The organism is Bradyrhizobium sp. USDA 3240 (assembly GCF_054063295.1).
Genome location: NZ_JBSSGD010000002.1, coordinates 2,417,463 through 2,442,815, shown reverse-complemented (window position 1 = coordinate 2,442,815; position 25,353 = coordinate 2,417,463). Strand labels below are relative to the sequence as shown.

Sequence of the window (25,353 nt, the reverse complement as noted above, 5' to 3'; positions counted from 1 at the left end):
CCGCGTCAGGCGACCGGGGGCATTTCCATCCGGATCGAAGGTGCGATCAGTAGCAGACGTTCACGGTGCGATAGCGATAGCCGTAGGGCGTCATCACCAGGCGGGTGACGTAGCAGCCGGAGTCGACGAAGCCGACGGAGATGCCCGGGCCGCCCCAGAAGTGGTGGTGGTAGGGATGCCAGAAGAACGGCTTGGCCGAAGCCGAGGTCGGCGCCAGCGCGGCGGCAGCAAGCGTTGCGGCAGTCGCGAGAGCAAGCGTGACTTTGCGAAGCATGGTCGTCTCCTTCAGATGCGCGTTGAACTCTGTCGCGGCGCGGTTGCAGTGTTACCCATCGCCAGTCAGTCGCATCCGGCACCGGGCACGTTCGAGCATCTCTGCTGAACGCAGCTTCGGATGTGCGGCAGGTCACATTGAGTGAAGGGGAAGGTGAACCCGGTCAGGCGGCGACGGCACGCCGGTCGTCGACCAGCGCGGATAGGACGCGCGTCGCCTCGACGGTACGCACGGTCATCGGCTCGTTGCGGCCGCGGATCGCGACCTCTTGCGCCGGCAGGGCATCGTCGGCGAGCCCTGCGGTGGCACGTACCTCGTCGGAGATCACCGCCTCGCAGGCCAGCGCCTTCGTCATATCCTGCAGCCGTGCCGCGACGTTGACGGCGTCGCCGAGCGCGGTGAACACCATGTGGTCGCGATAGCCGATGTCGCCAACGATCACCTCGCCGCCATGGATGCCGATGCCGAATCGGATCGGCTCGCGCAAATCGTGGCTGAGGAACTGGTTCAGCTCGTCGATATTGGTTGCGATCAGCGCCGCCGCGCGCAGCGCTTGGCGGCAGGCCACCTGCCGGTCGGTGCTGAGCCCGAACAGCGCCAGCATGCCGTCGCCGATGAACTGGTTGGGCCGTCCGCCGGCTTCCAGCACCGCCTGCGACACCGCGCCGAGGAAGCGGTTGACGATGAACACGGTGTCGAACGGCAGCCGCTTCTCGGCAAGCTGCGTCGAGCCGCGCATGTCGACGAACATGCTGACCAGATAGCGCTCCTGGCCGACCCGCGTCGGATTGGCGGCGTGCGCGTTCGCCGACATCGTGTGCGGCAGGAACAGCTGGAAGAAGGTCAGGTCGCCGGTGGGCCGCAGCTGGCAGGCCAGCCGGATCGACGGATCGTCGGTGCCGACCCGGTGCAGCACGAAGGCTTCGCGCGGCGACGGCTCGGGCAGTTGGGCGTGATCGCCGATGATCCGGATGCGGCAGGTCGAGCAGCGCGCGCGGCCGCCGCAGACGCTCGCGTGCGGCACGTTGTAGCGCAGGCTCGCTTCCAGCACGCTCAGCCCCTTGGGTACCCGCAGCGTGCGGCCGTTGCCGTAGGACAGCGCGATCATGCCGCCGCGGCGTTCCAGCAGCGCACGCGCGCAGCGCGCGAGCAGCACGAGGCCGAGCAGGCCGAGATAGCCGATCGTCAGGTCATCGGTGATCCTCTCGAGCGTGCTCCCCTGGGCCGCCGTTCCGAGCTTCTGCACCGAGAGCTCCTCGCGCCGCCAGTCCGGATCCTGATAGTCGGCGATGGTGGCGCGGCCGGCCTGATAGATGCCGAGTATCGCCAGTGTCGGGATCAGCACCGCCGTCGCGAGCAGGAACGGTGCGGCGCGCGTAAAGAATGCCCGCAGCCGCAGCCAGAAATACAGGCCGATGCAGCCATGCACCCAGGCGATTACCAGCACCGCCAGCATCGTCCAGAGCCGGTTCGGCGAGGCGATGAAGAAGGTGTACAGCTCCTGCGGGTAGAGCTTTTCGTGCCCGTACAGGGTCTGGCCGAGCCGCACACCGACGACGTGCGCGACGATCAGCATCGGAATGCTGAGGCCGAGCGTCAGTTGCAGCGGCTCGATCGCCTTCCAGTGGAACTCGCGGCGCTGGTACAGCGCCCAGATCCCGAGGCCGGTGTGCACCAGGCACGCAGAATAGAACACGATCGCGACCGGCAGGAACTGCCAGAACTCGGTGTGGTAATGCACCCCGATCGCCATCGCCTCGGTCGAGATATTGCCGAGCGCGTGGTTGAGGAAATGGCTGATCAGGTAGGCGAACATGATCGCCCCCGTGACAAGGCGAACCTGCCGCTGGCCGATGCCGCGGGCCATGTCCTGCAAATGTTCGCGCGAGGGGGAGGCCATGTGATTCATATCAGCAATTCTAGTGCTTAATTCCCGCGCTGAACACCACCGCGGGTCCGGGCGGGCCGCGGTAGCTGGCCGTGCGGCACGTTGACACTCCGTTAAGAGTCGAACAAAAAGCGCCGTGACGATAGCCCCAGCCCAATCCGGAGCCGATAACATCAGCGTCAAGCCGGCCCGTTCGCGCGCGCCGGATTGGCGTGGCGTCGTCGCCGTGATCGTCGCCATGACCGCGATGCGGCTGGTCTATGCCCATGCGCTCGATCTGCGCACCGACGAGGCCTATTACTGGACCTGGTCGAAGGAAAACGTGCTGTCGTTCCTCGACCATCCCCCGATGGTCGCCTGGTTCATCCGTTTTGGCACAGCTGTTCTCGGCGACACCAATCTCGGCGTCCGCCTCGGTGGCATCGTGGCGATGCTCGCGACCCAGCTCCTGCTCGCCGACATCGTCCGCCGCGTGACATCGAACAATGTCCGCGCCGTGATGCTCGCGCTGCTGCTGCCGGAAGCGGCGCTGTATTACGGATTGTTAATGGCTAAGGTCGCGCCGGACACTGCGCTGATCCCGTTTTCGGTTGCGATGCTGTGGTCGCTGGTGCGGCTCGCGCAGAGCAATGACGGGCGCTGGTGGCTCGCCGCGGGGCTGTTTGCCGGGCTGTCGCTGCTGTCGAAATTCACCGCGATCATGTTCGCGCCGGCGGTGCTCGCCTTCGCACTGGTGCCGGACTGGCGCTGGCGCTGGCTGCGCAGCCCGTATCCCTACCTCGCCGCGCTGATCGCGATCGTCGTGTTCTCGCCGGTGCTGATCTGGAACGCCGAGCACGACTGGGCCTCGTTCCGCTTCCAGGCGGTGCGCGCCACTGCCGAACGCGATCTCACCTTCCGCACGCTCGGCGAGTTCATCGGCATGCAGTTCGGCCTGGTCGGCTTCGTGCTGCTGCCGGTGACGCTGTTCGGGACAGTGCTGACGGCATGGCGTGGCTATCTCAGGCGCGAGCCGGTCGCGATCCTGCTGGCAACCGCGGTGCTGGTGCCGTTCGTCTATTTCCTCTGGAAGTCGCTGACGTTGCGGGTCGGCGACACCTGGCCGATGTTCCTGTGGCCGGCGGGATTCGCGGCGGTTGCCATCAACGTCACCCGGATGCCGTTCGAGGGCTGGTCGCTCGGGCTGATCAAATCGACCGTCTCGTGGGCGCGGAGCGCGATCACATCGGGCATCGTGTTCGTCGTCTGCGTCTTCCTCTATTACATGTTCGCGCCATGGAATCTGATCGGCCGCACCGATCCGATCGGCACCGAGGCGGGCTATGATGTGGTGGCTGCGCATACCCTGGCCCAGGTGCAGGCGACTGGCGCGACCTGGGTCGCGACCACGGATTATCGCACCTATGCCATGCTGCGCTGGATGCTGCGCGGGCGGGTGCCTGTCATCGAGGTCAATGAGCGCGGCCGCTTCCAGGGCTTTGGCGATCCAGGCATGAGCAAGATCCGCGATCACGTCGGCATCTATGTCGGGCGCGAGCCCGAGAACAACCTGCCGCTATGGAGCGAGACATCAGCGGTGCGCCAGCCACTGGAGCGCGTGACGCGAGGCTGGCGCGGCATGGTGATGGACGCCTATGCGCTGGAGAAGATCAGCGGCTGGACACCCCAGTCTGTCGCCGCCGCCGGACACCACATTCTTCCGCTGGCGCGTGTTGGCCTTCTCCTTGTCCCCGCGTGCGGGAAGAAGGTTGGGATAAGAGGGAGCTTCCGCGCGGACGGCGAGAGACGGTGACGCGGAGGCTCCCGCTCACCCGGAATCACTGAGACCGGCTCTGCTGCTTTTGAATGTAGTAGCGCAGCTTCGACCGAGAGATTCCCAAGGTTCGGGACGCTTCTGAGATATTTCCTTTACATGAGGCCAGCGCTTTCTGGATTGCTAACTTTTCGATTTCTCCAAGAGACAGTTTGCGAGGAATCACCAACTCGGTTGGATCGCCGGTTGCGATCTGCTCGTCTGCGTACGAAAGAGCGCCAAGCTTCCCCGTAGTTTGGGGCTTGAAGACCGTTCGATTGGATATCTGCGAGTGACTGAAGAGATGAAATAGACTTATGGGCTCCTCGTCATGAGTTAAGATCGCGGCACGCTCCACCATGTTCTCAAGCTCGCGGATGTTGCCAGGAAATTCGTAGACCAGAAGTGCCTCAATCGCTTCGGCCGTAAAGCCGGTCACGTGCCTCCCGGTCTTCTTGTTGAACCTATGGAGGAAATGACTGACAAGCAGGGGGATGTCGTCCCGCCTGTCCCTGAGAGGCGGGAGCTTTATCGGAAAGACATTCAATCGGTGCAGCAGATCCGCCCTAAACGTGCCCTTTGCCACTTCGGCATCAAGGTCCAGATTTGTCGCGCAGACCACACGCACGTTGACCTGCTTGGTCTTGGTGCCCCCGATACGGCTCAGTTGTCCCTCCTGCAGCACTCTCAGGAGCTTCGCTTGGGTAGTTGGGCTTAGCGTCCCGATCTCGTCCAGAAAAAGCGTGCTTCCATCGGCGGCTTCGAACCACCCTTCTCGCGCCTGGTGCGCGCCGGTGTACGCACCTCTCTCCACGCCGAAGAGCTCCGCATCGATCAGCGTTTCAGGAAAAGCCGCGCAATTGATGCTGTAGAGAGGCTTTTTTGACCTCGAGCTCGCGCTATGCAAGGCGCGCGCGAAGATCTCCTTTCCTACGCCCGTTTCGCCAAGAAGGAGCACGGTTGTGTCCAGAGGCGCGACGCACCGTAGAAGATGCCACGCGCCGAGGAATCCGGGCGAAGTACCTACGACGTTGGAGCTGACCGGCTTTTCCGCTGCCTTCGCGTCGATCGAGGGGCCCACCCGCTTTCCCGTAAATGATCGCGAGGCATGAATTGTGACGCATAATCTTCCGGCCACTCCTCGACAGGCTTTCCAACGATCCGGCATTGTGGGGACCCACAGGCGATACACTCCACCTCTCTGAACAAGATCGCCCGTTCCATGATGGCGCTCGTATAGCCGGACGCGTAGCCAATCTGCATCCAGCAAACCGGTTCAGAGCTTCCACCAAACGAGGCAGCATGAGCTTCAGCCTCGGCAGAATTGCGCCATGTAAGTTCGCTGAAGTATTCTCCGGTTTCGACGTTTGCTTCTATGTTGACTGGCTCAACGAAGACTTCGCCACGCAACGCGTGAAGTTGTGGCCCTACAAGAAACGCGTCAATCTGCGGGCGATCTACGCGAACCTTCATCGCGACCTGCGCTTCCCGCGTTCCCGCAGCATGCCCCATGCGAAACAGAATTTGCCTGGCTTTCAGGGGGCCGTTGGCCTCGATCAGTTCGCGGCGCAGCGCCACCATGGCGTCCAGATTCAGAAGCACGGCTCTTTGGTCAGCCAACCAGATCTGCCCGTCGTGAGGCGAGAAGTGGACGCACGCACTCAGATCGGAGATGTCGGGCAAGACGCTGCTTCGCGCGGATGAACCGGTGCCAGTCCGATCAGCGATGTTCTCTTTCAACGCGAAGCTTGTGAACCGCGACACTACGTTCTCCCTTCTCCCGACATTTACGCACTAGCCGCCAGGTATCTCGCCATGATCGATCTCCAACATGGCTGACTTCAGCCGATCGAGCCGTTGAGATTGGCTATTTTCAACCACCATCCGTCGACAGTCCAAGGGACCACATTTCGAATCGCTTAGTAAACTCAAACGAGTACGAACAGTTTTCAGTGTTGGCACACCTTCTGCTTACGAGAGTTGTGCGCATCGTCACGCCGACGGGTCGCGCCACTATCAAAGCAACATCAGGAGGAGATGCCTGTGCAATCAGTCGCTCAAAAGTCGAATGTTTCCGAGCCAACTGCCTCGTATATCGATCCGCTAGGACCTCAAAAGTCAATCGTCGAGCGCGCCACGCGATTGCAGTCCTTGGTCAAGGCGAACTCGCAAGCCGCCGAGGACGCGCGCCGCGTAGGTGATGAGACCATTGCTGCGTTGCAACGCGAAGGCCTGTTCCACATCGCGGTGCCGGAGCGTCTCGGAGGCGCCGGCGCGAACTTCCGAACCTTCATCGATGCCGTTTCGGAGATCGGTCGGGCGGACGGCGGCACCGGTTGGGCTGTCGCGCTTCTGAATGTCTGTACGTGGTTCGCGACGTTGTTCTCTGAACGCGCCCAAGCAGAGGTGTTTGGCAAGACGCCTGGCGCCAGGGTTTGCGGTGTGTTTACGATGCCGGTGCAGTCGGAGCGCGTTGATGGCGGATATCGCGTGAGTGGCGAATGGTGGTACGGCTCAGGTTCTCTGCATGCACAATGGGGTACCTTGGGCATCAAGATCGGAGAGAACGCCGATGGTTCGCCGATCACTGCGCTCGCCCTCATACCGCTAAGCGACCTCACAATTCGCGACACCTGGCATGTGGCCGGAATGCGGGCGTCGGGCAGCAATACGCTGGTTGCGGATAACGTGTTTGTCCCCGACCACCGGGTACAAGCTTTCGCTGACATGGCAGCCGAGAACTATGCGCGCGAGTGGGCCGAAGAGCCGAATTACCATGCTTCGTTCGTGCCGGTTGCCGAGATCGTTCTCGTGGCTGTTTAAATCGGGCTGGCGCGACATGCGGTAGATCTGACCCTCCAGAAGGGGGCCGGGAAGCCCGTCGCGTACACGGTATTCAGCGAAGCCCGCCAATCCCCGGCGCACCAGATCAAATTGGCGGAAGCAATGTGCGACATCGACTCCGCCTATCTGCTCGTCGCACGAGCCTGCGCCGACATTGACGGCGCCGCGCTCCGGCGCGAGAAGCTCGACCTGATGACACGCGCACGGGTCCGTATGGATACGGGTCACGCCGCCAAGCTGTGCCGCGAGTCCATCAATAAACTCCTCAGCGTGAACGGTGCAGGAAGCTTTGCCCTTGCGAACCCGCTACAGCGGATCTGGCGGGACAGCGAGATCGCCAGCAGGCACGCGTTCGTCCACCCGGAAATGGCCAGCCTTATCTATGGCCGCGCGCTGTTCGGCATCGAAGAACTGATCCAGCCGTACTAGCAGGGGGATTCAATGCATAAGCTCATCGCGCTTTATCATCCGCCAAAGTCGGAAGTGGACTTTCGAAGTCACCTCGTGAAAGTTCATCTTCCGCTGGTCGCCAAGTTCCCCAAACTTCGATCTCTTCGGTACGGATTCGGCGTCGAAGCCGGATCCCAGCCATCGCCATATTATGCGGTCGTTGAGTGCGAATTCGACGACGAGGCCTCGCTGCGGGCGGCGCTCGCCTCTCCGGAAGGAGAGGCGGCGGCGGCCGATGTGCCCAACTATGCGACCGCCGGCGTAACGATCATCACGTTTCCACTCGAACCGGATTTTGTTGGCGGTGCGATTGGGAGGACGACATGAACGCACCTCTGGTCGATTTCAAATCAGCCATGCGGCGACTGACCGCAACCGTATCTGTCGTGAGCTGCACACGAGACGGCGAGTGGTTCGGCATGACTGCGACTGCAATCACTTCCGTCTGCGCGGATCCTCCGACTGTCCTGGTCTGCGTGAACGGAGCGGCGGCCATCCACAATCCCCTGGTTGAGAGTGGACGCTTTTGCGTCAACGTACTCCGGATCGACCAACAGGAGATATCCGCGACTTTTGGCGGAAAGCTGAAGGGGCGGGACCGCTTCGGTGTGGGGGACTGGAGCCTCTCGTTCGACGGAATTCCCATTCTGACGGACGCTCAAGCCAACATAGTGGCGTCCGCGCAGAAGGTCGTTCCTTTTGGAACTCACTCGGTGATTATTGGCGCAGTCGATCGAGTTCTGGTCTCGGAGAAGATCGCTCCCCTTCTGTACGAGAACGGCCGCTATATGCGGTCGGCCGAGCTCGCAAGTGCCTGACCGCGCTCGGCGAAGATGGCGGGCTATCCGACATCGACCTTTGTCGAGGCTCTTTCCAGAGCCTTGACCTTTCTCAGCAGTAGATCAGGTCGATCTGCGACTATGTATGGTCGCGAGGATGATGTATCCGTCCGAACCAACAATGACCGTTGGGCGCTTCCCGCGTCGAAGTGCTCGTGACCCACATGGAAAGCAAAGCTATTCCTCTTCCTCGCGCTTGCGGATCAGGTCTTTCGCCAGATCGGTCAGCGCCGGGCGCGGCAAAGCGTTGAAGGGGAGTGGGCGGGTGACATCGATCGCGGCGAGGCCGAGGCGGGCGGTCAACAGGCCGTTGAGCATACCTTCGCCGAGGCGCTGCGAGAGTTTTGCCGCGATGCCGTGGCCGAGCATCTGCTGGATCAGGCTGTCGCTCGCGGCCATGCCGCCGGTGATCGCCAGATGCGCGATGACGTGGCGCAGCAGGCGGATCATGCCGAGTGCGCCGGGCCGGCCGCCATAGAGCCGCGCCAGCTGCCGGATCATCCGCAGGCTCGCCACGAACACGAACAGCACGTCGATCATCGCGCGCGGGCTGACCGCGGTGACGACCGAGACGCGCTGCGCGGCCGTCGACACCAGCCGCCGCGCCTCCTCGTCGAGCGGCGTCATCAATTCGCGCTCGGCGAGGCGGATCATGTCGGCGCCGTCGATGATGTCGTCGGTGTGGCTCTGCAACGCGCTGCGGGCGCGTGCGAGCTGCGGGGTCTGGTGCGCGAGCTTGAGCAGGTCGGCTACGATCGCTCGGCTCGCGGCGCGGTCGTCGCTGATCAGCACCTCGTCGGCGCGCTGGTGCAGCTTCTCGATGGTCGCCAGCCGCGCCAGGCCGACCAGCTCGCGCGTGGTCATCACCGCCAGCGCCACCGTGGCGATGACCGCGAGCCCGAGCCCGAGCACGCCGAGACCTTCGTTGCGCGCGAACAGATCCTCGACCAGGTTGAGGACGCCAAGCCCGGTGCCGAGCACCACGAGGCCCGCGACCGCGCTCCAGAACAGGGTGCCCCAGCGGAAGCCACGGCGCGCCGGCAGCAGCGGCGTATCGGCCGGCACCGGTAGCTGCGCGGGTTCGGCCTCGGGCACGATCTGGATCGTGCCGCGGGTGAGGCGGCCGCTGTCGTCCGGATCCATCACGACCACGCCGGGATCGTCGAGCTTGAACGTCGCCGGCCGCCGCGGGGGCGTCTTCTCGTTCATTGCAGTTTGTCTCCGATCAGGAACTGGAGGGCGCGGTCAAGGCGGATGTGAGGCAGCGCCGGCTCCGCATCGCCGTTTCGGTCCAGTTTCGGCGGGCGGAAGCGCAGGAAACGATAGTCGGCGGCCTCGGCGCCTGAGCTCGAGAGGCCGCGGAATCCGCCGTTGAACAGCTCCTCCGGATTGTCGGGCAGGTCGCCCGGAAAGGTCGCGACCTCAGTCTTGCCGTCCAGCGTCTCACCATTGGCCACCTCGCCCGGCGCCGGTGTACCGAGGATCGATGGCAGCTTGTCGCGGCCGCGTGCGACCTGCGCTTCGCGCGTGGCACGCACCGCGGCGAGCGCCACCACGTCGATGGCGGCGCCGGCGTATTCGGCGCGCTCGGCGGCCCTGGCCACGATCCGCCGTAGCACGGCTTCCAGCCGGTCGTGACTCTGGTGATGCAGATGGTCGGCCTTGGTCGCCGCGAACAGGATGCGGTCGATGCGCGGCCGGAACAGCGAACTCAGGATCGTGCCGCGGCCGATCCGGAAGCAGTCGAGGATGCCGGCCAGCGCCGCCTCGAGGTCGTGCAGCGCCTCGGGGCCGGCGTTGAATGCGGCAAGCGCATCGGCCAGCACGATCTGGCGGTCGAGCCGCGCGAAGTGGTCGCGGAAGAACGGCCGCACCACGACGTCCTTGTAGGCCTCGTAGCGCCGCCGCATCATCGCCCACAGCGAGCCGTCGGGCGCGCTGCCGTCCGCCGGCACGTCGAGCGGCGCAAAGGTCAGCGCCGGCGTATCGGCGAGGTTGCCCGGCATCAGGAAGCGGCCGGGCGGCAGGAGGCTCATCGCGAAACGCTCGTCGCGGCAGGCGCGCAGATAATCCGTGAACAGTCTTGCCTCGGTGCGCGCGGCCTGCTCGTCCTCCTTGGCCTCGGGCTTCAGCGTTGCGAGATGGGCGTGCCAGGGCGCCGCGAGCTTTGCACGCAACGGCTCGCGCGACAGCGCAAGGCTCTCCGCCGACCATTGCTCGTAGCTCTTGTTGAGCAACGGCAGGTCGAGCAGCCACTCGCCGGGATAATCGACGATGTCGAGCGTCAGCTTGCGGTCCGCGCCATTTTGCCGCTGATACTCGATCACGAGGCGGAGCTCGGAGATGTCGGTGGTCGAGCTCGGCCAGCTCCGCTCCTCGATCAGGGTGCGGACGTGGTTCTCGTAGGCGAAGCGCGGCACCGCATCGTCGGGCTGCGGGGCGAGATAGGCGCGCGCGATCCGTCCCGAGCTATAGGCCTCGAACACCGGGAAGCGGCCGCCGCGGGTCAGGCCATGCACCAGCGCGGTGATGAACACGGTCTTGCCGGCGCGCGACAGGCCGGTGACGCCGAGCCGCACCGTCGGCTTGAAAAGGCCCTCGCTATAGTCGAGCAGCGCCCGCGCCGAGAGACGCGCTTCCTCGACGATATCAGAGAAGCGAGGGGGCATGGAGGGTTAACGAAAAGGTCCGGCAGGAGGAGCCAAAAGAGGCGGGCGATCACCCGCAAGGTGGCGATTATCGGGCCAAAATCAAGTTTCACATTTCCGGCGCCTTTGCAGGCGAGTGGAATACCAAGGGGATTGAACGCGCCACGCCACCCGCGTTACCCATAGTTCATCGGCCTACAGGAAAGCCCTGCATGACGGTCTTTCGCCTGAAGCAACTTGCCTCGTCCTCGATTCACGCGGCCGGCGCCGCGCTGTGGAACTACGACCGCGCCGAGCTGATCGCCGACGGCGTCGTCCATCTGGTCGGCGTCTGCTTCGGGCTGGTTGCTGCCACCGCGCTGATCGTGCTGACCGCGGTCTATGCCGGCCCGTTCGACGTTGCCGTGGTGTCGGTCTATGTCGCGGGCCTGCTCGCGATGCTGACGCTGTCGGCGACCTATAATCTCTGGCCGGTGTCGCGCGCCAAATGGGTGCTGCGGCGCTTCGATCACTCCGCGATCTACCTGCTGATTGCCGCGACCTACACGCCGTTCATCGTGGAACTGAAGGACAGCTATTTTGCCATCGCGCTGCTGATCGGCGTGTGGTGCGTGGCGATCGTCGGGATTTGGCTGAAGCTCGCCTATCCCGGCCGGTTCGACCGGCTCGCGGTCGGGCTGTATCTTGCGATGGGCTGGAGCGGCATCATGCTCTACGACGCCGTCGTCAAGGCGCTGCCGGCGAAGGCGCTCGGCTTCGTGCTGGCCGGCGGCATCCTCTACAGCTTCGGGGTAATCTTCCACTCCTGGCGGCGGCTGCGTTTCCAGAACGCGATCTGGCACGGCTTCGTGCTGCTCGGGGCCGCCTGCCACTATACGGCGGTGTTCGACGTGGTGCTGGCGAGCTGAAGTTCTCGCCATCCGCGGCGGATGGGCTATCATAAGCCCGTAAGCCGGTCCTGCTCTCTCCCGTCACCCTGAGGAGCGCGGCACGCGCGTCTCGAAGGGTCGACGCCACCAGCCGGGCCGTGCATCCTTCGAGACGCGCTTCGCGCTCCTCAGGATGACGGGATATAGGGGGCAGGGTGAGCAAAGCGACAGTGTGCAAGCAAAGATATCGGGAGGATAGCCATGCAGGTGGCAGGTAAAGTCGTGGTGGTCACCGGCGGTGGCAATGGCATCGGCAGGGCGCTGTGCGAGGCGTTCCACGCCGCGGGCGCATCCAAGGTCGTGGTGGTCGATCTCGATCATGCGGCGGCCGAGCACGTCGCGGCCTCGGTCGGCGGCGCCGCCTTCAAATGCGACGTCGGACAGGAGAAGAACATCCTGCACGTGATCGAGGAGAGCGAACGCATGTTCGGCCCGATCGCGCTGTTCTGCTCCAATGCCGGCATCGGCGGCGGCTTCGACCCGCTGTCGAAAAATGCCGGCGGCACCTCGGACGAGCCGTGGTCGCGGAGCTGGGCGATCCATGTGATGGCGCATGTCTATGCCGCGCGGCATCTGGTGCCGCGGATGAAGGCGCGCGGCGGCGGCTACTTCCTCAACACGATCTCGGCCGCGGGCCTGTTGTCGCAGGTCGGCAGCCCGGCCTACTCGACCACCAAGCATGCCGCGGTCGGCTTTGCCGAAAACCTCGCGATCTCGCACCGCGCCGACAACATCAAGGTCTCGATCCTCTGCCCGCAGGGCGTCGACACCAATATGCTGCGCTCGATCCCGAGGGGCCCGCAATCCGGCGACGGCGACCTCTCCGCGGATCAGGTCGCGCAGGATGCGCTCAAGGGCATCGAGCAGGAGACGTTCCTGATCCTGCCGCACCCGCAGGTGCTCGGCTACATGCGCAAGAAGACCGAGAATTACGACCGCTGGATCGGCGGCATGGCCAAGATCCAGGCCAAGATGCGGGAAGCGCAGGGGAAGTGACCGAAGGTCATTCCGGGGCGGTCCAAAGGACCGAACCCGGAATCTCGAGATTCCGAGCCTGGTCCTTCGGACCGTCCCGGAGTGTCGGCAGCAGGCAACGAACGCTGCTCTCGCCGTCATTGCGAGGAGCGCAGCGACGAAGCAATCCATCTGTCCGCGCACGCAGAGACTTGGATTGCTTCGCAGAGCCTGTCATCGGGCGCGCGTTCGCGCGACCCGTTGGCTCGCAATGACGTGGAGGTAACCTACCGTCACTTGATCCGCGCGATCGCCTCTCGCAACTGCCTATGCCTTGCCTATCTGCGCGATCCTGTCGCGCAGATAGGCGTCCATCAGATCGGGTGCGGAAGCGCCGAACATCCTGATGCGGCCGGTGTGCAGCAACAGCAACAGACCGGTGGCGTGCGCGAAGCAGTCCACCATCACCGTGTTCGCCTTCTGCCTCGACGCGCCGAGTGCCTCGGCGGCTTCGGCGATCGGGTGTAGCGCGGCCTCCAGCGCCGCATTCAGCTCATGGTCGCGGTCGTGGCCGAGCCCGGCCGGCTTCATGCCGCCGCGGAACAAATAGAAGCCGAGATCGAGATCGCGCGGATGGTCCGCGTAATAGCGGAAGAAGCCCATGCCGGCGGCGTGCAGCCTCTGTTTGGCGCCGCGCGTCGTCGCGACCGAAGCGCTGACGGCTTCGCCGAGCGAGGCCAGCGATTGCCGCAGTACCTCGGCATAGATCGCTTCCTTTGAGTCGAAGTGGAAATACAGCGCCGCCGGGGTGTAGCCGGCCCGCGTCGCGATCGCCCGCAGGCTTGCGCCCTCGAGCCCTTCCTCGGCGAACACGCTGCGCGCGGCATCGAGGATCAGCTCCCGCTTGTGGCGGCTGACCGCTTCCTTCCTGCTCTCGCGCATCTGCATCGGCGAATCCGTTCTTGACTCAATTCCAACAGCGTCAGATAATTTAACGCTGTTAGAATAAATGAGCAAGGGAGAAGCGCCATGCTGATGACGGCTGCGGACTACCGGGAATCCCTGCGCCGCTACAAGCCGCGGGTGTTCGTCGACGGCACGGCCGTGGCGTGTGTCGCGGACGAGCCGCTGCTGGCGCCGGGCGTGGCGGGTGTCGGCGTGACCTACGATTTCGCGCACCGGCCCGAGCATGTGCCGATCATGACGGCGCGGCAGGGCACTTCGGGCAAGACCGTCAACCGGATGCTCCACATCAATGAGAGCTCGCAGGACCTGCTCTACAAGTTGGAGGCGGTGCGGCTGGTGTGCAGGACATCGGGCTGCGCCCAGCGCTACCTCACCCACGATGCGCTCAACGGCCTCTATCAGGCGACCAGATTGACTGACGATCGCCACGGCACTGATTACAGCCAGCGCTTCCTCAACTATCTTCACGAGGTGCAGGACCAGGACCTGACGCTCGGCATCGCGATGACCGATGCCAAGGGCGACCGCTCCAAGCGCCCGGGCCTGCAGGCCAATCCGGACGTCTATGTCCACATCAAGGAGCGCCGCCCCGACGGCATCGTGATCCGCGGCACCAAGGCGATCGTGACCGGCGCGCCCTACATGCACGAATTCCTGGTCATGCCGTGCCGCACCCATGTGCCCGCCGACAAGGATTTTGCGGTCTGCTGTGCGGTGCCGGTTGATGCACCCGGCGTCACCATCATCGCGCGCCCGGCGGGCCGGCCCGGCGATGCGTCGGCGAAATTCTCGGCCAAGTATGGCCAGTCGGTCGGCGTCGTGATGTTCAACGACGTGTTCGTGCCGCATGACCGCGTCTTCCTCGCCGGCGAGACCGAGGAGGGCGGTGTCCTCACCACGTCCTACGCCACGCATCATCGCCATTCCTGCATCGGTGCGCGCGCCGGCTTCGGTGATCTCCTGATCGGCGCCGGCGCGCTGATGATCGAGGCCAACGGGCTCGATGCCGAGAAGCACGCGCATATCCGCGAGGCGATGGTCGAGCTGATCACCATCACCGAGAGTTTCTACGCCTGCGGCGTCGCCTCATCTGTGTACTGCACCAGAGACTCGGCGGGCTCGGTGATGCCGGATGCGGTATTCTCCAACATCGGCAAGCTGCTGCTGGCGACCAAGATCTACGACATGCACCGCGTCGCGCATTACGTCTCGGGCGGGTTGATCGTCGCGCTGCCGGGCCCCGACGAGGACCACAATCCAGAGACGGGCGCCTCGCTCGCCGCCGTCATGGGCGGACGGCCCGATATTCCGGCGGAGCAGCGCGCCGAGGTGGCGCGGCTGATCGAGGACCTCACGGTGTCGCACGAAGCAGGCTGGTACTCGGTGATCTCGCTGCACGGCGGCGGCTCGCCGGAAGCGATGAAGCGCGAGATCTGGCGCAACTATCCGGTGATGGAGAAGGCCGAGCTGGTCGAGAATTTGCTCGGCCGCGGTCTTGTTGATGAAGGACAGCGGGTCTCGAAGCAGCCCGGCCGCTGCTGCGCCACCGGCTGCGAGGTGCCGATGCCGTCAGCGGCGGCGCCGGAACTGGAGCCAGTGCCCTCGCAGTAACGGGCGTGAGGCTATCCAGCCGTCATTGCGAGGAGCGACAGCGACGAGGCAATCCATATTTCCGCTTGCTGCACGATGGATTGCTTCGCTCGCAATGACCTGGCGAGACCCGACTTCACTCCTTCTGCGCGTAGAGCAGCGGCACCGCGGAATCCACCATCACCTCGATCAGGCTGGCGCCGTGATGCGACAGCGCGCGCTTGAAGGCGCCCGGAAGCTCGACCGATTTCGTCACCCGTACTGCGTCGCAGCCCATGCCTTCGGCGAGCTTGACGAAATCGATGCCGGGCAGGTCGAGGCCCGGCACGTTGCGCACCTGCATCACCTGGCTGAACGAACGCATCGCGCCGTAGCCGGAATTGTTCATCACGACGACCGTCAGTGGCAGCTTGCGCTGCGCGGCGGTCCACAGCGCCTGGATCGAATACATCGCCGAGCCGTCGCCGATCAGGCAGACTGTGCGCCCTGTGCTGCGGCCGAGCGCCATGCCGACCGCTGCCGGCAGGCTGTAGCCGAGGCCGCCGCTTGCCATGGTGTAAAAGCTGTCCTGGCCGCGCATCGGCATCGCCTTCTGCATCAGTGGGCGATGCGACGGCACCTCCTCGACCAGCGCATCGTGCGGTCCCATCGCGGCTGCGAGGGCATGCAGCGCGTATTCGGCGGGGATCGGGTCGCCGGCCGCAGGCGCCGGCGGCAGGACGCGGCCCGGCGATGCGGTGCGCCTGGTCTCGGGCAGCAGCTCGAGCAGTGCCGACAGGGCCGGCTTCATGGTGGCGATGATGCTGTGGCCGGTCGGCGTCATCGCGGCGGCGTCGGGATCGTCGGTGATCTGGTAGATCGTGGTCGCGCCGTCGAAGATCGCGGCATGGCCCTCGACATGGAAGGTGAACACCGGCGCGCCGACCACGACGACAAGATCGTGATCGCGCAGCGCATCGGAGAGCTGGCCCGGTGCGGCATGCAGGAAGCCGGCAAACTGCGGGTGCCGCTCGGGGAACGAGCAGCGCGCCGAGAACGGGCTGACCCAGACCGCGGCCTTGGTCTTCTCGGCGAGCTTCACCATGAGGTCGACAGCCTCGGCGCGATCGACGGCGGGGCCGACGACGAGGGCAGGGCGCTTGGCCTCGCCGAGCGCGGCCGCCAGCGCCTGCATCGCGGTCGCATCAGGGCCGACTTCGCGGCTGACCTGGCGCGCGTCGAGCTGCTGCGTCGCATGCGCCCAGTCGTCGATCGGCACCGAGACGAAAGTCGGCCCGCAGGGCGGCTGCATCGCGACGTAATAGGCGCGCGCGATCGCGGCGGGCACGTCTTCGGCGCGTGCCGGCTCGACCGCGAATTTCACGTAAGGCCGCGGGAATTCGGAGGCGCGCTCGGCATAGAGAAAGGCCTGCAGTGGCATGATCGAACGCGCCTGCTGGCCGGCGGTGATCACCAGCGGGGTCTGGTTGCGATAAGCATTGTAGATGTTGCCGAGCGCATTGCCGACGCCGGCCGCCGAATGCAGGTTGACGAAACCGGCATTGCGCGTCGCCAGCGCATAGCCGTCGGCCATGCCGACGACGGAAGCCTCCTGCAGGCCGAGCACGTAGTCGATGTCGTCGGGCCAGTCGCTTAGAAACGGCAGCTCGGTCGAACCGGGATTGCCGAACACCTTCTTGATGCCCCACGCGCGCAGGAGGCCGAAGGTGGCGTCCTTGACGGTGACGGTCTTGCTTTTGCCGGCGGCGGGTTTGCGCGAGGACATCGGGCGGCTCCCATTTCTGTCTTGTTACGTTCCGTCATTGCGGGCGGAAAAGCGGAAAGGCAATCCACCTCTCGATGGATTGCCTGGCGATGTCAAGCCGCGCTGCGCCCATAGTTGCCGCGGCAACGGCTGAAATTTGCGTGGGCGGCTATCCCGTCATCCTGAGGAGCGCGTAGCGCGTCTCGAAGGATGCACGGCCACCGGCCGGGCCGTTTATCCTTCGAGACGCCGCTTCGCGGCTCCTCAGGATGACGGTACGACCTTTTGCCGTACCCTCTAATTCGCCTTCTGCAGTGCGGCGGTCTGCTTGGCGAGCTGCTTGTCGAAATCCTGCTCCAGCCCCGCCACATAGGTGGCGTTTTCGCCCGGCTTGACGAACGGGTTCGGCGCGCCGTCCTTCATCTCCGCGCGCTTGGCCTGCATGTCGTAGACCTCCGGATGCGGTCCGAGCAGCACGTCGACCTTCATCGCCTTGACCTTGGCGAAGGTCGAGCGGTAGTCGTCGACGATACCAGAATAGGTCGGGCGGCCGACCAGCCGGTTCAGCGCCACTGTCCCGCTGCAGAAGAACAGCACATTGCGCTGCTGGCTGCCGTCTTTCACCGTCATCTCCCAGCTGGTGCAGCCGGGCGAATGGCCGGGCGTGGTGTGCGCGGTCAGCGTCACGTCGCCGAGCGTCACCTTGTCGCCTTCCTTGACGGTGCGGTCGACCTTGACCGGCGCAAAGGCAAGATCGGCGTTGTTCTCGTCGCCCGGATAGTAACCGCCCTCGAGCAGCGGCTTGTCGCGCTCGCCCGCGATCAGCTGTGCGCCGGTCTCTTGCTTGATCTCGGCAAAGCCGCCGGTGTGATCGAGATGGGCGTGGGTGTTGAGGATGATCTTGATGTCGCCTTCCTTGAAGCCGAGCTTCGCGATGTTGTCCTTGATCATGCCGGTCGACTGCTGCATCGCCGTATCCATCAGGATCAGCCCTTGCGACGTCTTGATGATGTAGACCGCGATCCCGTCAGTGCCGACGTAATAGATATTGTCGATCAGCTCGTACGGTTCGAACGGCGCAGTCCATTTCTTCATGACAACAGCCATGAAATCCTTGAGCGTCTGTGCTCGCGCCCCGGTTGTGATCAGCGCGAGTGCGCACAGCACGGCTGCGATCGTCCTCATGGTTGCCTCCCCATTTGTTGTTGTTTGTGGGAGCGCACTATGCGTGTCGGCAACGCCGATCGCAAGCCACGGACGGCTAGCCGCCGGACATGCCACTGCCTGTCCGGCGCATGCCTGTTCCGCGTTCAGCTCGCGTATTGTGCGATGCCGTTGCCGAACGACCAGTTTTCCTTGGCGACCTCGACCAGGTTGATGAAGATATCGTCCGGACGTCCCTGCAGCTGGCTCTGGAAATCATCCACGATCCGCTTGTAGAACGCCTTCTTCATCTCGACCGTGCGCCCTGCATTCAGTGTGATCTGGATCAAGATGAGATCGTCGCTGTAATTGTTGCCGAGATAGTTGTCGGCGTAGTTGAGGTCGCCGCGGTCGTGCTCGGTGATGACCTGAAACTTGTCATTTTCGGGCACGTTGATCAGCTCGCGCATCGCCTTGTAGACGATCTCGCCCAGGGTCTTGCGATATTCGGCGGACTTGCCGCGCTTCAGGTCGATACGAACGAATGGCATGGTGGTCTCCGTTTTTGTGCGGGGCTCAGCCGGATCGGCCCCGTGGGATCGAGACGCTGCGACGGTGCGAATGCTTTCGCCTCGTCCGCTTGCGCCGGCGGCGTCGGGAATTCAGCGGGTCGCCTTGAAGGCCTCCCATCGCGCGTCGCGCTCTCTTTGATATTTGGGCGTTCGCTCGCCCACCATGTCGGCGCGACGGACCGGCTCGCCGCAGGACTCGCAGATCGGACCGAGCCCGGCCGGCTTGCCGCAGACGAGATGGGTGTAGTTCATCGCGCGGCCTTCTCGCGGTGACTTGCACCAGGTCTCGCCCCAGGCGCGCAGCGCCATCAACACCGGAAAGAACGCTTCGCCCTTCTCGGTGAGGTGATACTCGTGGCGCAACGGGCGCTTGTTGTAGACGCGCCGCCTCACCAGACCGTCCGCTTCCAGCTTTTTCAGCCGTGCCGTGATCATCTGCGGCGTGCCCCCGGACTGCACCTGGATCTCCTCGAAGCGATGATTCCGCGCGAATAGTTCGCGCAGAACAAGTACTGTCCAGCGGTCGCCCACAACGGTTTCGGCGCGAGCGACAGGGCACAGCGTCTGGTCAGGCGTGTTGTCTATCATTTTGGTCATCACGATTTCTTCATCGGACTTGTAACTATGAATTTCATAGTAAATATGGCCGAGCACCAGCGCAATTGCAATGGGCCGAATTTGGCCCGGTCTCTCATCATCGCGGAGCGAGCCATGACCACCGAACAGGGGCCGACAGCGGCCAAAGTCGATCTGAAGCTCGAGGTCGTCGTCATTCCGGTGTCGGACGTCGACCGCGCCAAGCGCTTCTACCAGGACCTGGGCTGGCGGCTTGATGCCGACTTCGTCAGGGCCGACGGTTCGCGCGCGGTGCAGCTGACGCCGCCGGGTTCGCCGACCTCGATCCATCTCGGCTCGGGATCCGCGCTGCCGCGCTTCCTGATCGTCAATGATATCGAAGCGGCGCGCGCCGAGCTGATTGCGCGCGGCGCCGATGTCAGTGAGGTGTTTCACCGTGGCGCGGAAGGCCGCATCAAGGGGCCCGATCCGGAGCGGCCGAGCTACGGCTCGCTCGCGACGTTCGGCGATCCCGACGGCAATGTCTGGCTGCTCCAGCAGGTCACGCAGCGCCTGCCGGGCCGCGTCGACGGAAACAGCACCAATTTTTCTTCACCAGCCGATCTCGCCGCCGCACTCCGCCGCGCGGCGGCCGCGCATGGCGAGCACGAGAAGCGGACCGGTGGCCACGATGCGAACTGGCCGGACTGGTACGCCGACTACATCGTCCGCGAGCAGGCCGGCAAGCCGCTGCCGGAGTGAACAGTCAAACAGGAGTATCCTCATCATTGTGGCAAGTCACATGGCCGCGCATCGCAGCCTCACCGAGGTCCGGCGTCGAACACTGGCGCGTAGCCGCCACCGTCCGCGCGGATATGGGCGCAGCGTGAGCCGCGGAAGTGGGCGGGGATGACGAGGCGGCCGCTGTCGGCGGCCTCTGCCAGGATATTCGTGCGCGTCTCGCACGCCAACTGCGGGTCGGTACAGGATGACGTCGACAGGCCGGGCTGGAAGATCTGCACCGGATTGTGCACGGCGTCGCCGCAAAAGATCGCGCGGTGCTGCGGGTAGTCCACCGACAGTCCCATCTGGCCGCTGGTGTGGCCCGGCAGTGGCACGAGCCGCAAGCCGGGACCGAGCTCATGGCCATCGTCGACCAGATCGACGCGGCCGGCCTCGACGATCGGAATGACACTCTGCTCCAGCGCGCGGGCGTGGATCGGCGGCGCGCGGCCGGCGTCATGCTGCGCAATCCAGTCGGCAAGCTCGCGGCGGCCGAACAGATAGCGCGCGTTGGGAAAGGTCGGCCGCCAGCGGCCATTGTCCTGGCGCGTATTCCAGCCGACGTGATCGACATGCAGATGGGTGCAGAACACCAGATCGATGTCGGCCGGATCGACACCGCACGCATGCAACCGATCGAGGAAGTCGCTGCCGCGCCGCCGATGCCAGGCCGGGATCTCCGGGATGTCCTTGTGCTCTCCGATGCAGGCGTCGATCAGCAGCGTTCGCACGCCGGTTCGCACCACAAAGCTCTGGATCGCGTGCTTCGCGACGTCCCGCGCGAGATCGATGAACACCGGCTCCAGTGTGTTCCGATGTGCCTCGATCAGGCCGCGATCGTATCCGGGCAGGAATTCAGACAGCGGAAGCCCGAAATCATCGTCGTCGACGATGACGTCGACCGTGGCGTCGCCGATCGCAAATCGCATGACCACTCCTTCCCGGAGAACCGTGCATCTTGCCGCGCGGTCACTATGCAGGTTGGGAGCATCGATCGCAAGTTGCGTGGTTTGCCGACAGCTTTCAGACCATGCCGCGCAGGAGGCTGATCAGGCGGCCGCACTCGTCATCCGTGCCGACCGTGATGCGCAGGAAATCCTCGATCCGCGGCTTCTGGAAATGCCGAACCAGGACGCCGCGCTCGCGCAGTTTTGCGGCGAGATCCGCGCCGCGATGGGCGCCATGGCGGGCGAACACGAAATTCGCGTGCGACGGCAGCACCTCGAAGCCGAGCTCGGTGAGGCCGCGGACCAGCGCCTCGCGACTGGCGATGATGCGGTGCCGGGTCTCGTCAAACCACGCGTCGTCCTCGATCGCGGCGACTGCGCCTGCGATCGCGAAGCAATCCAGCGGATAGGAGTTGAAGCTGTCCTTGACGCGCTCCAGCGCCTCGATCAGCGGGCGCTGGCCGATGGCGAAGCCGACGCGCAGGCCCGCCAGCGCGCGCGACTTCGAGAGCGTCTGGATCACCAGGAGATTATCGTGGCGCGCGACCAGCGGCACGGCGCTCTCGGCGCCGAAATCGACATAGGCCTCGTCGACCACCACGAGACGGTCGGGATGCTCGGTGACCAGCGCCTCGATCGCGGCACGCGGCAGCGCGATGCCGGTCGGCGCGTTGGGATTGCATAGCAGGATGGTGCTGCCGGGTCGCCGATAGTCGGCGAGGTTGATCCGCATCGCGGCATCGAGCGGGATCGTCTCGTAGCCGACACCATAGAGGCGACAATAGACCGGGTAGAAGCTGTAGGTGATGTCGGGAAACAGCAGCGGCTTGTCGTGCTTCAGCAGCGCCGGAAAGGCGTGCGCCAGCACCTCATCCGAACCGTTGCCGACGAACACCTCGTCTGCCGTGACGCCATAGCGCGCCGCGATCGCCTCGCGCAGGGCGGTCGCGCGCGGGTCCGGATAGAGCCGCAGCCGATCGGTGGTCGCCGTGATCGCCGCTACCGCGCGCGGCGACGGCGGGTAGGGATTCTCGTTGGTATTGAGCTTGATCAGGCCATCGATCTTCGGCTGCTCGCCGGGCACGTAGGGCGACAGATTGTGGACGACCGAACTCCAGAAGCGACTCATGATCTCAGGTCCAAGGATGAATGCGATCACAATACGGAAAACGAGGCGCTGATGAAAGCGCCTCGTTGTCCCGTCGCATTCTGATGTGTTTCGCGCTCGCGACTTACCAGGTCGCCGTGCCCTTCATGGTCGGCTGGCCCTCGGCATTCGCGGTCCACAGCTCCAGGCCGCCATCCTTGTCGTTGGCGTTGATCGAGAACTCGCTGCCCTCGAACAGCGGCTGCACACCGCGATAGCTGAGCTTCTTCGGCGGCTTGCCGCCACGGAGTTTCGCGGCGAGCTCGACGATGAAGGAGGCCTGCAGCGGGCCGTGGAAGATCAGGCCCGGATAGCCCTCGACCTTGGTGACGTAGTCGCGATCGTAATGGATGCGATGGCCGTTGAAGGTCAGCGCCGAATAACGAAACAGCAGCACGGGATCGGAGACGTGGCTCTCGCGATGCTGCGCGACCGGGGGAGGCGGCGGTGCCTTGGCCGGCGCCGAACTCTGCGTGGTCGTCATCTCGCGATAGACGATGTCCTGCCGCTCGCGGACCGCAAGCCCGCGCGAGGTCGTCACCTCGTGATTGACCGAGACGAAGCACAGCGTGCCGGTCGAGCCGGATTTCACCGTGACGTCGGCGATCTTCGAGCTGCGTTTGGCTTCATCGCCGATGCGCAGCGCGTCGAAGAATTCGAGCTCGCCGCCGGCCCACATCCGGCGCGGCAGCGGCACCGGCGGCAGGAAGCCGCCGCGGGTCGGGTGGCCGTCGGGGCCAAGCTGCGACATCGGAAACACCGGGCTGCGCCAGGCACCAATGTGTGGTCCACGGCGCGGCGTCGCCGGCCTTCGGCTCGCCGATCTCCTGGAACAGCGTCCCGCGCAGTCCCATCACGAGATACTTGGTGACGACGTCCGAGGCCTCCGTGGTCTTGCCGATCCACTGGCGGAGATGATCGAGGTCGAGTTTATCGGTCATGACTGGGTTGTCCGGGCAGGAGGGATCTCAGGATCGTTTGATGCGCTCGCCGATCGCGGGCACCTTGCCGTAGTGCCTGTTCTCGCCGACCACGATCGCGGCCGGCGCCGGATAGCTGACCTTGCCGTTCGGCGTGTCGACCTCGATGCGGCGCAGATGCGGATGCCCGGCGAGGTCGTCCATGCTGTTGACCTCGGCGAAGGCGATGTCGGCCTCGGCGAGCTTCGCCAGCAAGTCCTTGCGCGTGAGCCTGCCAAAACTGTCGCTGACGATCTGGTCCGTAACCGCGCGGTTGCGCACGCGCTCGACCATATTGGCGAAGCGCGAATCGTCGGGCAGGCCGGGCTGGCCCAGCACCTTGGCGCACAGCGTCTTCCACTCGCGCTCGCTCTGGATCGAGATCAGGATCTCCTTGCCGTCCTTCGAGCGGAACACGCCGTAAGGCGCGATCGAGGGATGGGCGAGGCCGATGCGTTTGGGCGACTTGCCGTCCTCGGCATTGAGCAGCGGCACGGTGAGCCAATCGGCCATCACGTCGAACATCGAGATCCGGATATCGGCGCCCTGGCCGGTGCGGCCGCGGCCGATCAGCGCCTCGAGAATGGACGCATGCGCGGTGGCGCCGGTCGCGACATCGACGATCGACATGCCGACGCGCGAGGCACCCTCGGGACCGCCGGTGATCGAGGCGAGGCCGCTCTCGGCCTGGATCAAGAGGTCATAGGCCTTGCGGTCGGCGTACGGGCCGGTGTCGCCATAGCCCGTGATCGTGCACATGATCAGCTTTGGATATTCCTTGCGCAACCGCTCGCGCGAGAAGCCGAGCTTGTCCATCGAGCCCGGCTTCAAATTCTGCAGCAGCACGTCGGCGCCGGCGATCAGCTCCTCGAGCTGCGCGCGGCCTTCCTTGGTGGCGAGGTCGACCACGGCAGAATCCTTGCCGCGGTTGAGCCAGACGAAATAGCTGCTCTGGCCCTTCGCCGCGGCGTCGTAGCCGCGGGCGAAATCGCCCTCGGGCCGCTCGATCTTGATGACATGAGCGCCGGCATCGGCGAGGCGTGACGAGCAGAACGGCGCGGCAACGGCCTGTTCGACGGCGATGACGGTCAATCCCTCAAGCGGCAGCATGATCTGAGAACTCAGTAGGAGCGGGGCATGCCGAGCACGTGCTCGGCGACGAACGACAGGATCAGATTGGTCGAGATCGGCGCCACCTGATAGAGCCGCGTTTCGCGGAACTTGCGCTCGACGTCGTATTCCTCGGCGAAGCCGAAGCCGCCATGGGTCTGCACGCAGGCATTGGCCGCTTCCCAGGACGCATCCGCCGCCAGCATCTTGGCCATGTTGGCCTCGGCGCCGCAGTCGAGCCCGGCTTCATATTTGCGGGTCGCTTCCTTCACCATCAATTCGGCCGCACGCATCGAGGCGTAGGCCTTCGCGATCGGAAACTGGATGCCTTGGTTCTGGCCGATCGGCCGGCCGAACACGCTGCGCTCCTTGGCGTAGTTGGTCGCCTTCTGGATGAACCACTTGGCATCGCCGACGCATTCGGCGGCGATCAGGATGCGCTCGGCATTCATGCCGGAGAGGATGTAGCGAAAGCCCTTGCCTTCCTCGCCGATCAAATTCTCCGCCGGCACCTTCATGTCGGTGAAGAACACTTCGGTGGTGGCATGGTTCATCATGGTGCGGATCGGGCGGATCTCCAGCCCCTTGCCCTTCACCTCGCGCATGTCGACGATGAACACCGACAGCCCGTCGGTGCGCTTCTTCGACTGTTCCTTCGGCGTGGTGCGCGCCAGCAGCACCATCAGGTCGGAATATTCGGCGCGGCTGGTCCAGATCTTCTGGCCGTTGACGATGTAATGATCACCGTCGCGGCGCGCAAAAGTCTTCAGCGACGAGGTGTCGGTGCCGCTGGTCGGCTCGGTGACGCCGAACGCCTGCAGCCGCAACTCGCCGGTCGCGACCTTCGGCAGATATTTCGCCTTCTGCGCGTCGTTGCCGTGCCGCAGCACGGTGCCCATCGTGTACATCTGGGCGTGGCAGCCGCCGCCGTTGCAGCCGGCACGCTGGATCTCTTCCAGGATCGCCGCCGCAGCCGACAGTTTCAGGCCCGCGCCGCCATATTCCTCGGGGATCAGCACCGAGAGATAGCCGGCCTCCGTCAGCGCATCGACGAACTCCTTCGGATAAGCCATCTGGCGATCGAGCTTGCGCCAGTATTCGCCGGGAAACTGCGCGCAGAGCTTTGCGACGGCGTCGCGGATGTCGGTGTGGTCGTCGGTGTGCTGTTCGTGTGCGGTCATGATTTCGTTTTGCCGAGAGGTTGCGCCAGAGCGTTTTC

The 25,353-nt window shown here is 64.6% G+C and carries 23 protein-coding genes and 2 pseudogenes; 9 read left to right on the top strand and 16 right to left on the bottom strand.

What is annotated here, in order from left to right; all coding sequences use genetic code 11:
* Nucleotides 1-46: 46 nt before the first annotated feature.
* A complete protein-coding gene (locus ACVIGA_RS12285; RefSeq protein ID WP_176529489.1) occupies nt 47-274 on the bottom strand; it encodes a hypothetical protein in 228 nt (75 codons plus the stop codon).
* A gap of 163 nt (nt 275-437) precedes the next feature.
* On the bottom strand, nt 438-2,183 hold the full coding sequence (locus ACVIGA_RS12280; protein ID WP_456666587.1) for an adenylate/guanylate cyclase domain-containing protein: 1,746 nt from the start codon (nt 2,181-2,183) through the stop codon (nt 438-440).
* A gap of 217 nt (nt 2,184-2,400) precedes the next feature.
* On the opposite strand from ACVIGA_RS12280, the pseudogene ACVIGA_RS12275 reads away from it, so the two are divergent.
* Nucleotides 2,401-3,919, top strand: a pseudogene (locus tag ACVIGA_RS12275) (glycosyltransferase family 39 protein).
* A gap of 60 nt (nt 3,920-3,979) precedes the next feature.
* On the opposite strand, the gene ACVIGA_RS12270 reads toward ACVIGA_RS12275, so the two are convergent.
* Nucleotides 3,980-5,035 (bottom strand): sigma-54 interaction domain-containing protein, encoded by a 1,056-nt coding sequence (locus tag ACVIGA_RS12270; RefSeq protein ID WP_456666586.1) that lies wholly within the window; start codon nt 5,033-5,035, stop codon nt 3,980-3,982.
* The gene (locus tag ACVIGA_RS12265; protein WP_456666585.1) at nt 4,978-5,718 is read right to left on the bottom strand and encodes a XylR N-terminal domain-containing protein; all 741 of its coding nucleotides are present in this window, start codon (nt 5,716-5,718) and stop codon (nt 4,978-4,980) included. The genes ACVIGA_RS12270 and ACVIGA_RS12265 overlap by 58 nt, the downstream gene beginning before the upstream one ends.
* A 279-nt stretch (nt 5,719-5,997) precedes the next feature.
* Here ACVIGA_RS12265 and ACVIGA_RS12260 point away from each other — a divergent pair, with 279 nt between their 5' ends.
* From ACVIGA_RS12260 to ACVIGA_RS12245, 4 genes are read left to right on the top strand one after another with little or no spacing between them, the layout of a single operon-like run.
* Nucleotides 5,998-6,777: an acyl-CoA dehydrogenase family protein gene (locus tag ACVIGA_RS12260; protein WP_456666584.1), complete on the top strand. Its 780-nt coding sequence runs from the start codon at nt 5,998-6,000 to the stop codon at nt 6,775-6,777.
* Nucleotides 6,778-7,227, top strand: coding sequence for an acyl-CoA dehydrogenase family protein (locus ACVIGA_RS12255; RefSeq protein ID WP_456670791.1), 450 nt, complete (start codon nt 6,778-6,780; stop codon nt 7,225-7,227).
* Nucleotides 7,228-7,239: 12 nt separating this feature from the next.
* Entirely contained in the window at nt 7,240-7,575 is a 336-nt protein-coding gene (locus ACVIGA_RS12250) for an EthD family reductase (RefSeq protein ID WP_456666583.1), read from the top strand.
* A complete protein-coding gene (locus ACVIGA_RS12245) occupies nt 7,572-8,066 on the top strand; it encodes a flavin reductase family protein (RefSeq protein ID WP_342726859.1) in 495 nt (164 codons plus the stop codon). Before ACVIGA_RS12250 ends, ACVIGA_RS12245 begins: the two co-directional genes overlap by 4 nt.
* 198 nt (nt 8,067-8,264) lie before the next feature.
* Here the strand turns inward: ACVIGA_RS12245 and ACVIGA_RS12240 are convergent, their stop codons facing one another.
* Together ACVIGA_RS12240 and ACVIGA_RS12235 are read right to left on the bottom strand one after the other, a co-directional pair.
* Nucleotides 8,265-9,296: a YcjF family protein gene (locus ACVIGA_RS12240; protein ID WP_456666582.1), complete on the bottom strand. Its 1,032-nt coding sequence runs from the start codon at nt 9,294-9,296 to the stop codon at nt 8,265-8,267.
* A complete protein-coding gene (locus ACVIGA_RS12235) occupies nt 9,293-10,756 on the bottom strand; it encodes a YcjX family protein (RefSeq protein ID WP_456666581.1) in 1,464 nt (487 codons plus the stop codon). Before ACVIGA_RS12235 ends, ACVIGA_RS12240 begins: the two co-directional genes overlap by 4 nt.
* A 191-nt stretch (nt 10,757-10,947) precedes the next feature.
* Here ACVIGA_RS12235 and trhA point away from each other — a divergent pair, with 191 nt between their 5' ends.
* The gene (trhA, locus tag ACVIGA_RS12230; RefSeq protein ID WP_456666580.1) at nt 10,948-11,643 is read left to right on the top strand and encodes a PAQR family membrane homeostasis protein TrhA; all 696 of its coding nucleotides are present in this window, start codon (nt 10,948-10,950) and stop codon (nt 11,641-11,643) included.
* A 222-nt stretch (nt 11,644-11,865) separates the two neighbouring features.
* Nucleotides 11,866-12,660, top strand: a complete 795-nt coding sequence (locus ACVIGA_RS12225; protein ID WP_375776742.1) for an SDR family oxidoreductase — start codon at nt 11,866-11,868, stop codon at nt 12,658-12,660.
* A gap of 285 nt (nt 12,661-12,945) precedes the next feature.
* Here ACVIGA_RS12225 and ACVIGA_RS12220 read toward each other — a convergent pair whose 3' ends face one another.
* A complete protein-coding gene (locus ACVIGA_RS12220; protein ID WP_456666579.1) occupies nt 12,946-13,566 on the bottom strand; it encodes a TetR family transcriptional regulator in 621 nt (206 codons plus the stop codon).
* An 81-nt stretch (nt 13,567-13,647) separates the two neighbouring features.
* Here ACVIGA_RS12220 and ACVIGA_RS12215 point away from each other — a divergent pair, with 81 nt between their 5' ends.
* Nucleotides 13,648-15,195, top strand: a complete 1,548-nt coding sequence (locus ACVIGA_RS12215) for a 4-hydroxyphenylacetate 3-hydroxylase family protein (RefSeq protein ID WP_456666578.1) — start codon at nt 13,648-13,650, stop codon at nt 15,193-15,195.
* A 115-nt stretch (nt 15,196-15,310) separates the two neighbouring features.
* Here ACVIGA_RS12215 and mdlC read toward each other — a convergent pair whose 3' ends face one another.
* From mdlC to ACVIGA_RS12195, 4 genes are all read right to left on the bottom strand, one after another.
* On the bottom strand, nt 15,311-16,939 hold the full coding sequence (mdlC, locus tag ACVIGA_RS12210; protein ID WP_456666577.1) for a benzoylformate decarboxylase: 1,629 nt from the start codon (nt 16,937-16,939) through the stop codon (nt 15,311-15,313).
* A 276-nt stretch (nt 16,940-17,215) separates the two neighbouring features.
* The gene (blaBJP, locus tag ACVIGA_RS12205) at nt 17,216-18,103 is read right to left on the bottom strand and encodes a BJP family subclass B3 metallo-beta-lactamase (RefSeq protein WP_456666576.1); all 888 of its coding nucleotides are present in this window, start codon (nt 18,101-18,103) and stop codon (nt 17,216-17,218) included.
* Nucleotides 18,104-18,228: 125 nt separating this feature from the next.
* Nucleotides 18,229-18,612, bottom strand: coding sequence for a tautomerase family protein (locus tag ACVIGA_RS12200; RefSeq protein WP_223977514.1), 384 nt, complete (start codon nt 18,610-18,612; stop codon nt 18,229-18,231).
* 111 nt (nt 18,613-18,723) lie between these two features.
* Complete coding sequence (locus ACVIGA_RS12195; RefSeq protein WP_456666575.1) at nt 18,724-19,230, bottom strand: winged helix-turn-helix transcriptional regulator; 507 nt, start codon at nt 19,228-19,230, stop codon at nt 18,724-18,726.
* A gap of 114 nt (nt 19,231-19,344) precedes the next feature.
* Here ACVIGA_RS12195 and ACVIGA_RS12190 point away from each other — a divergent pair, with 114 nt between their 5' ends.
* A complete protein-coding gene (locus tag ACVIGA_RS12190; RefSeq protein WP_456666574.1) occupies nt 19,345-19,950 on the top strand; it encodes a VOC family protein in 606 nt (201 codons plus the stop codon).
* Nucleotides 19,951-20,009: 59 nt separating this feature from the next.
* Here the strand turns inward: ACVIGA_RS12190 and ACVIGA_RS12185 are convergent, their stop codons facing one another.
* The 5 genes and pseudogenes from ACVIGA_RS12185 to ACVIGA_RS12165 form a co-directional block, all read right to left on the bottom strand.
* Entirely contained in the window at nt 20,010-20,900 is an 891-nt protein-coding gene (locus ACVIGA_RS12185; protein WP_456666573.1) for an MBL fold metallo-hydrolase, read from the bottom strand.
* Nucleotides 20,901-20,994: 94 nt separating this feature from the next.
* Complete coding sequence (gene hisC, locus ACVIGA_RS12180; RefSeq protein ID WP_456666572.1) at nt 20,995-22,047, bottom strand: histidinol-phosphate transaminase; 1,053 nt, start codon at nt 22,045-22,047, stop codon at nt 20,995-20,997.
* A 103-nt stretch (nt 22,048-22,150) separates the two neighbouring features.
* Nucleotides 22,151-23,006, bottom strand: a pseudogene (locus tag ACVIGA_RS12175) (FAS1-like dehydratase domain-containing protein).
* 27 nt (nt 23,007-23,033) lie between these two features.
* The gene (locus ACVIGA_RS12170) at nt 23,034-24,134 is read right to left on the bottom strand and encodes a CaiB/BaiF CoA transferase family protein (protein ID WP_456666571.1); all 1,101 of its coding nucleotides are present in this window, start codon (nt 24,132-24,134) and stop codon (nt 23,034-23,036) included.
* 11 nt (nt 24,135-24,145) lie between these two features.
* Complete coding sequence (locus ACVIGA_RS12165) at nt 24,146-25,315, bottom strand: acyl-CoA dehydrogenase family protein (RefSeq protein ID WP_456666570.1); 1,170 nt, start codon at nt 25,313-25,315, stop codon at nt 24,146-24,148.
* Nucleotides 25,316-25,353 lie beyond the last annotated feature (38 nt).

Bases quoted from the DNA above. Each gene is read 5' to 3' on its own strand.
- ACVIGA_RS12165 (WP_456666570.1), bottom strand. From the start codon at position 25,315: ATGACCGCACACGAACAGCACACCGACGACCACACCGACATCCGCGAC.
- ACVIGA_RS12215 (WP_456666578.1), top strand. From the start codon at position 13,648: ATGCTGATGACGGCTGCGGACTACCGGGAATCCCTGCGCCGCTACAAG.
- ACVIGA_RS12200 (WP_223977514.1), bottom strand. From the start codon at position 18,612: ATGCCATTCGTTCGTATCGACCTGAAGCGCGGCAAGTCCGCCGAATAT.
- ACVIGA_RS12280 (WP_456666587.1), bottom strand. From the start codon at position 2,183: ATGAATCACATGGCCTCCCCCTCGCGCGAACATTTGCAGGACATGGCC.
- hisC (WP_456666572.1), bottom strand. From the start codon at position 22,047: ATGAGTCGCTTCTGGAGTTCGGTCGTCCACAATCTGTCGCCCTACGTG.
- trhA (WP_456666580.1), top strand. From the start codon at position 10,948: ATGACGGTCTTTCGCCTGAAGCAACTTGCCTCGTCCTCGATTCACGCG.
- blaBJP (WP_456666576.1), bottom strand. From the start codon at position 18,103: ATGAGGACGATCGCAGCCGTGCTGTGCGCACTCGCGCTGATCACAACC.
- mdlC (WP_456666577.1), bottom strand. From the start codon at position 16,939: ATGTCCTCGCGCAAACCCGCCGCCGGCAAAAGCAAGACCGTCACCGTC.
- ACVIGA_RS12170 (WP_456666571.1), bottom strand. From the start codon at position 24,134: ATGCTGCCGCTTGAGGGATTGACCGTCATCGCCGTCGAACAGGCCGTT.
- ACVIGA_RS12250 (WP_456666583.1), top strand. From the start codon at position 7,240: ATGCATAAGCTCATCGCGCTTTATCATCCGCCAAAGTCGGAAGTGGAC.
- ACVIGA_RS12220 (WP_456666579.1), bottom strand. From the start codon at position 13,566: ATGCAGATGCGCGAGAGCAGGAAGGAAGCGGTCAGCCGCCACAAGCGG.
- ACVIGA_RS12285 (WP_176529489.1), bottom strand. From the start codon at position 274: ATGCTTCGCAAAGTCACGCTTGCTCTCGCGACTGCCGCAACGCTTGCT.
- ACVIGA_RS12195 (WP_456666575.1), bottom strand. From the start codon at position 19,230: ATGACCAAAATGATAGACAACACGCCTGACCAGACGCTGTGCCCTGTC.
- ACVIGA_RS12235 (WP_456666581.1), bottom strand. From the start codon at position 10,756: ATGCCCCCTCGCTTCTCTGATATCGTCGAGGAAGCGCGTCTCTCGGCG.
- ACVIGA_RS12190 (WP_456666574.1), top strand. From the start codon at position 19,345: ATGACCACCGAACAGGGGCCGACAGCGGCCAAAGTCGATCTGAAGCTC.
- ACVIGA_RS12240 (WP_456666582.1), bottom strand. From the start codon at position 9,296: ATGAACGAGAAGACGCCCCCGCGGCGGCCGGCGACGTTCAAGCTCGAC.
- ACVIGA_RS12245 (WP_342726859.1), top strand. From the start codon at position 7,572: ATGAACGCACCTCTGGTCGATTTCAAATCAGCCATGCGGCGACTGACC.
- ACVIGA_RS12185 (WP_456666573.1), bottom strand. From the start codon at position 20,900: ATGCGATTTGCGATCGGCGACGCCACGGTCGACGTCATCGTCGACGAC.
- ACVIGA_RS12225 (WP_375776742.1), top strand. From the start codon at position 11,866: ATGCAGGTGGCAGGTAAAGTCGTGGTGGTCACCGGCGGTGGCAATGGC.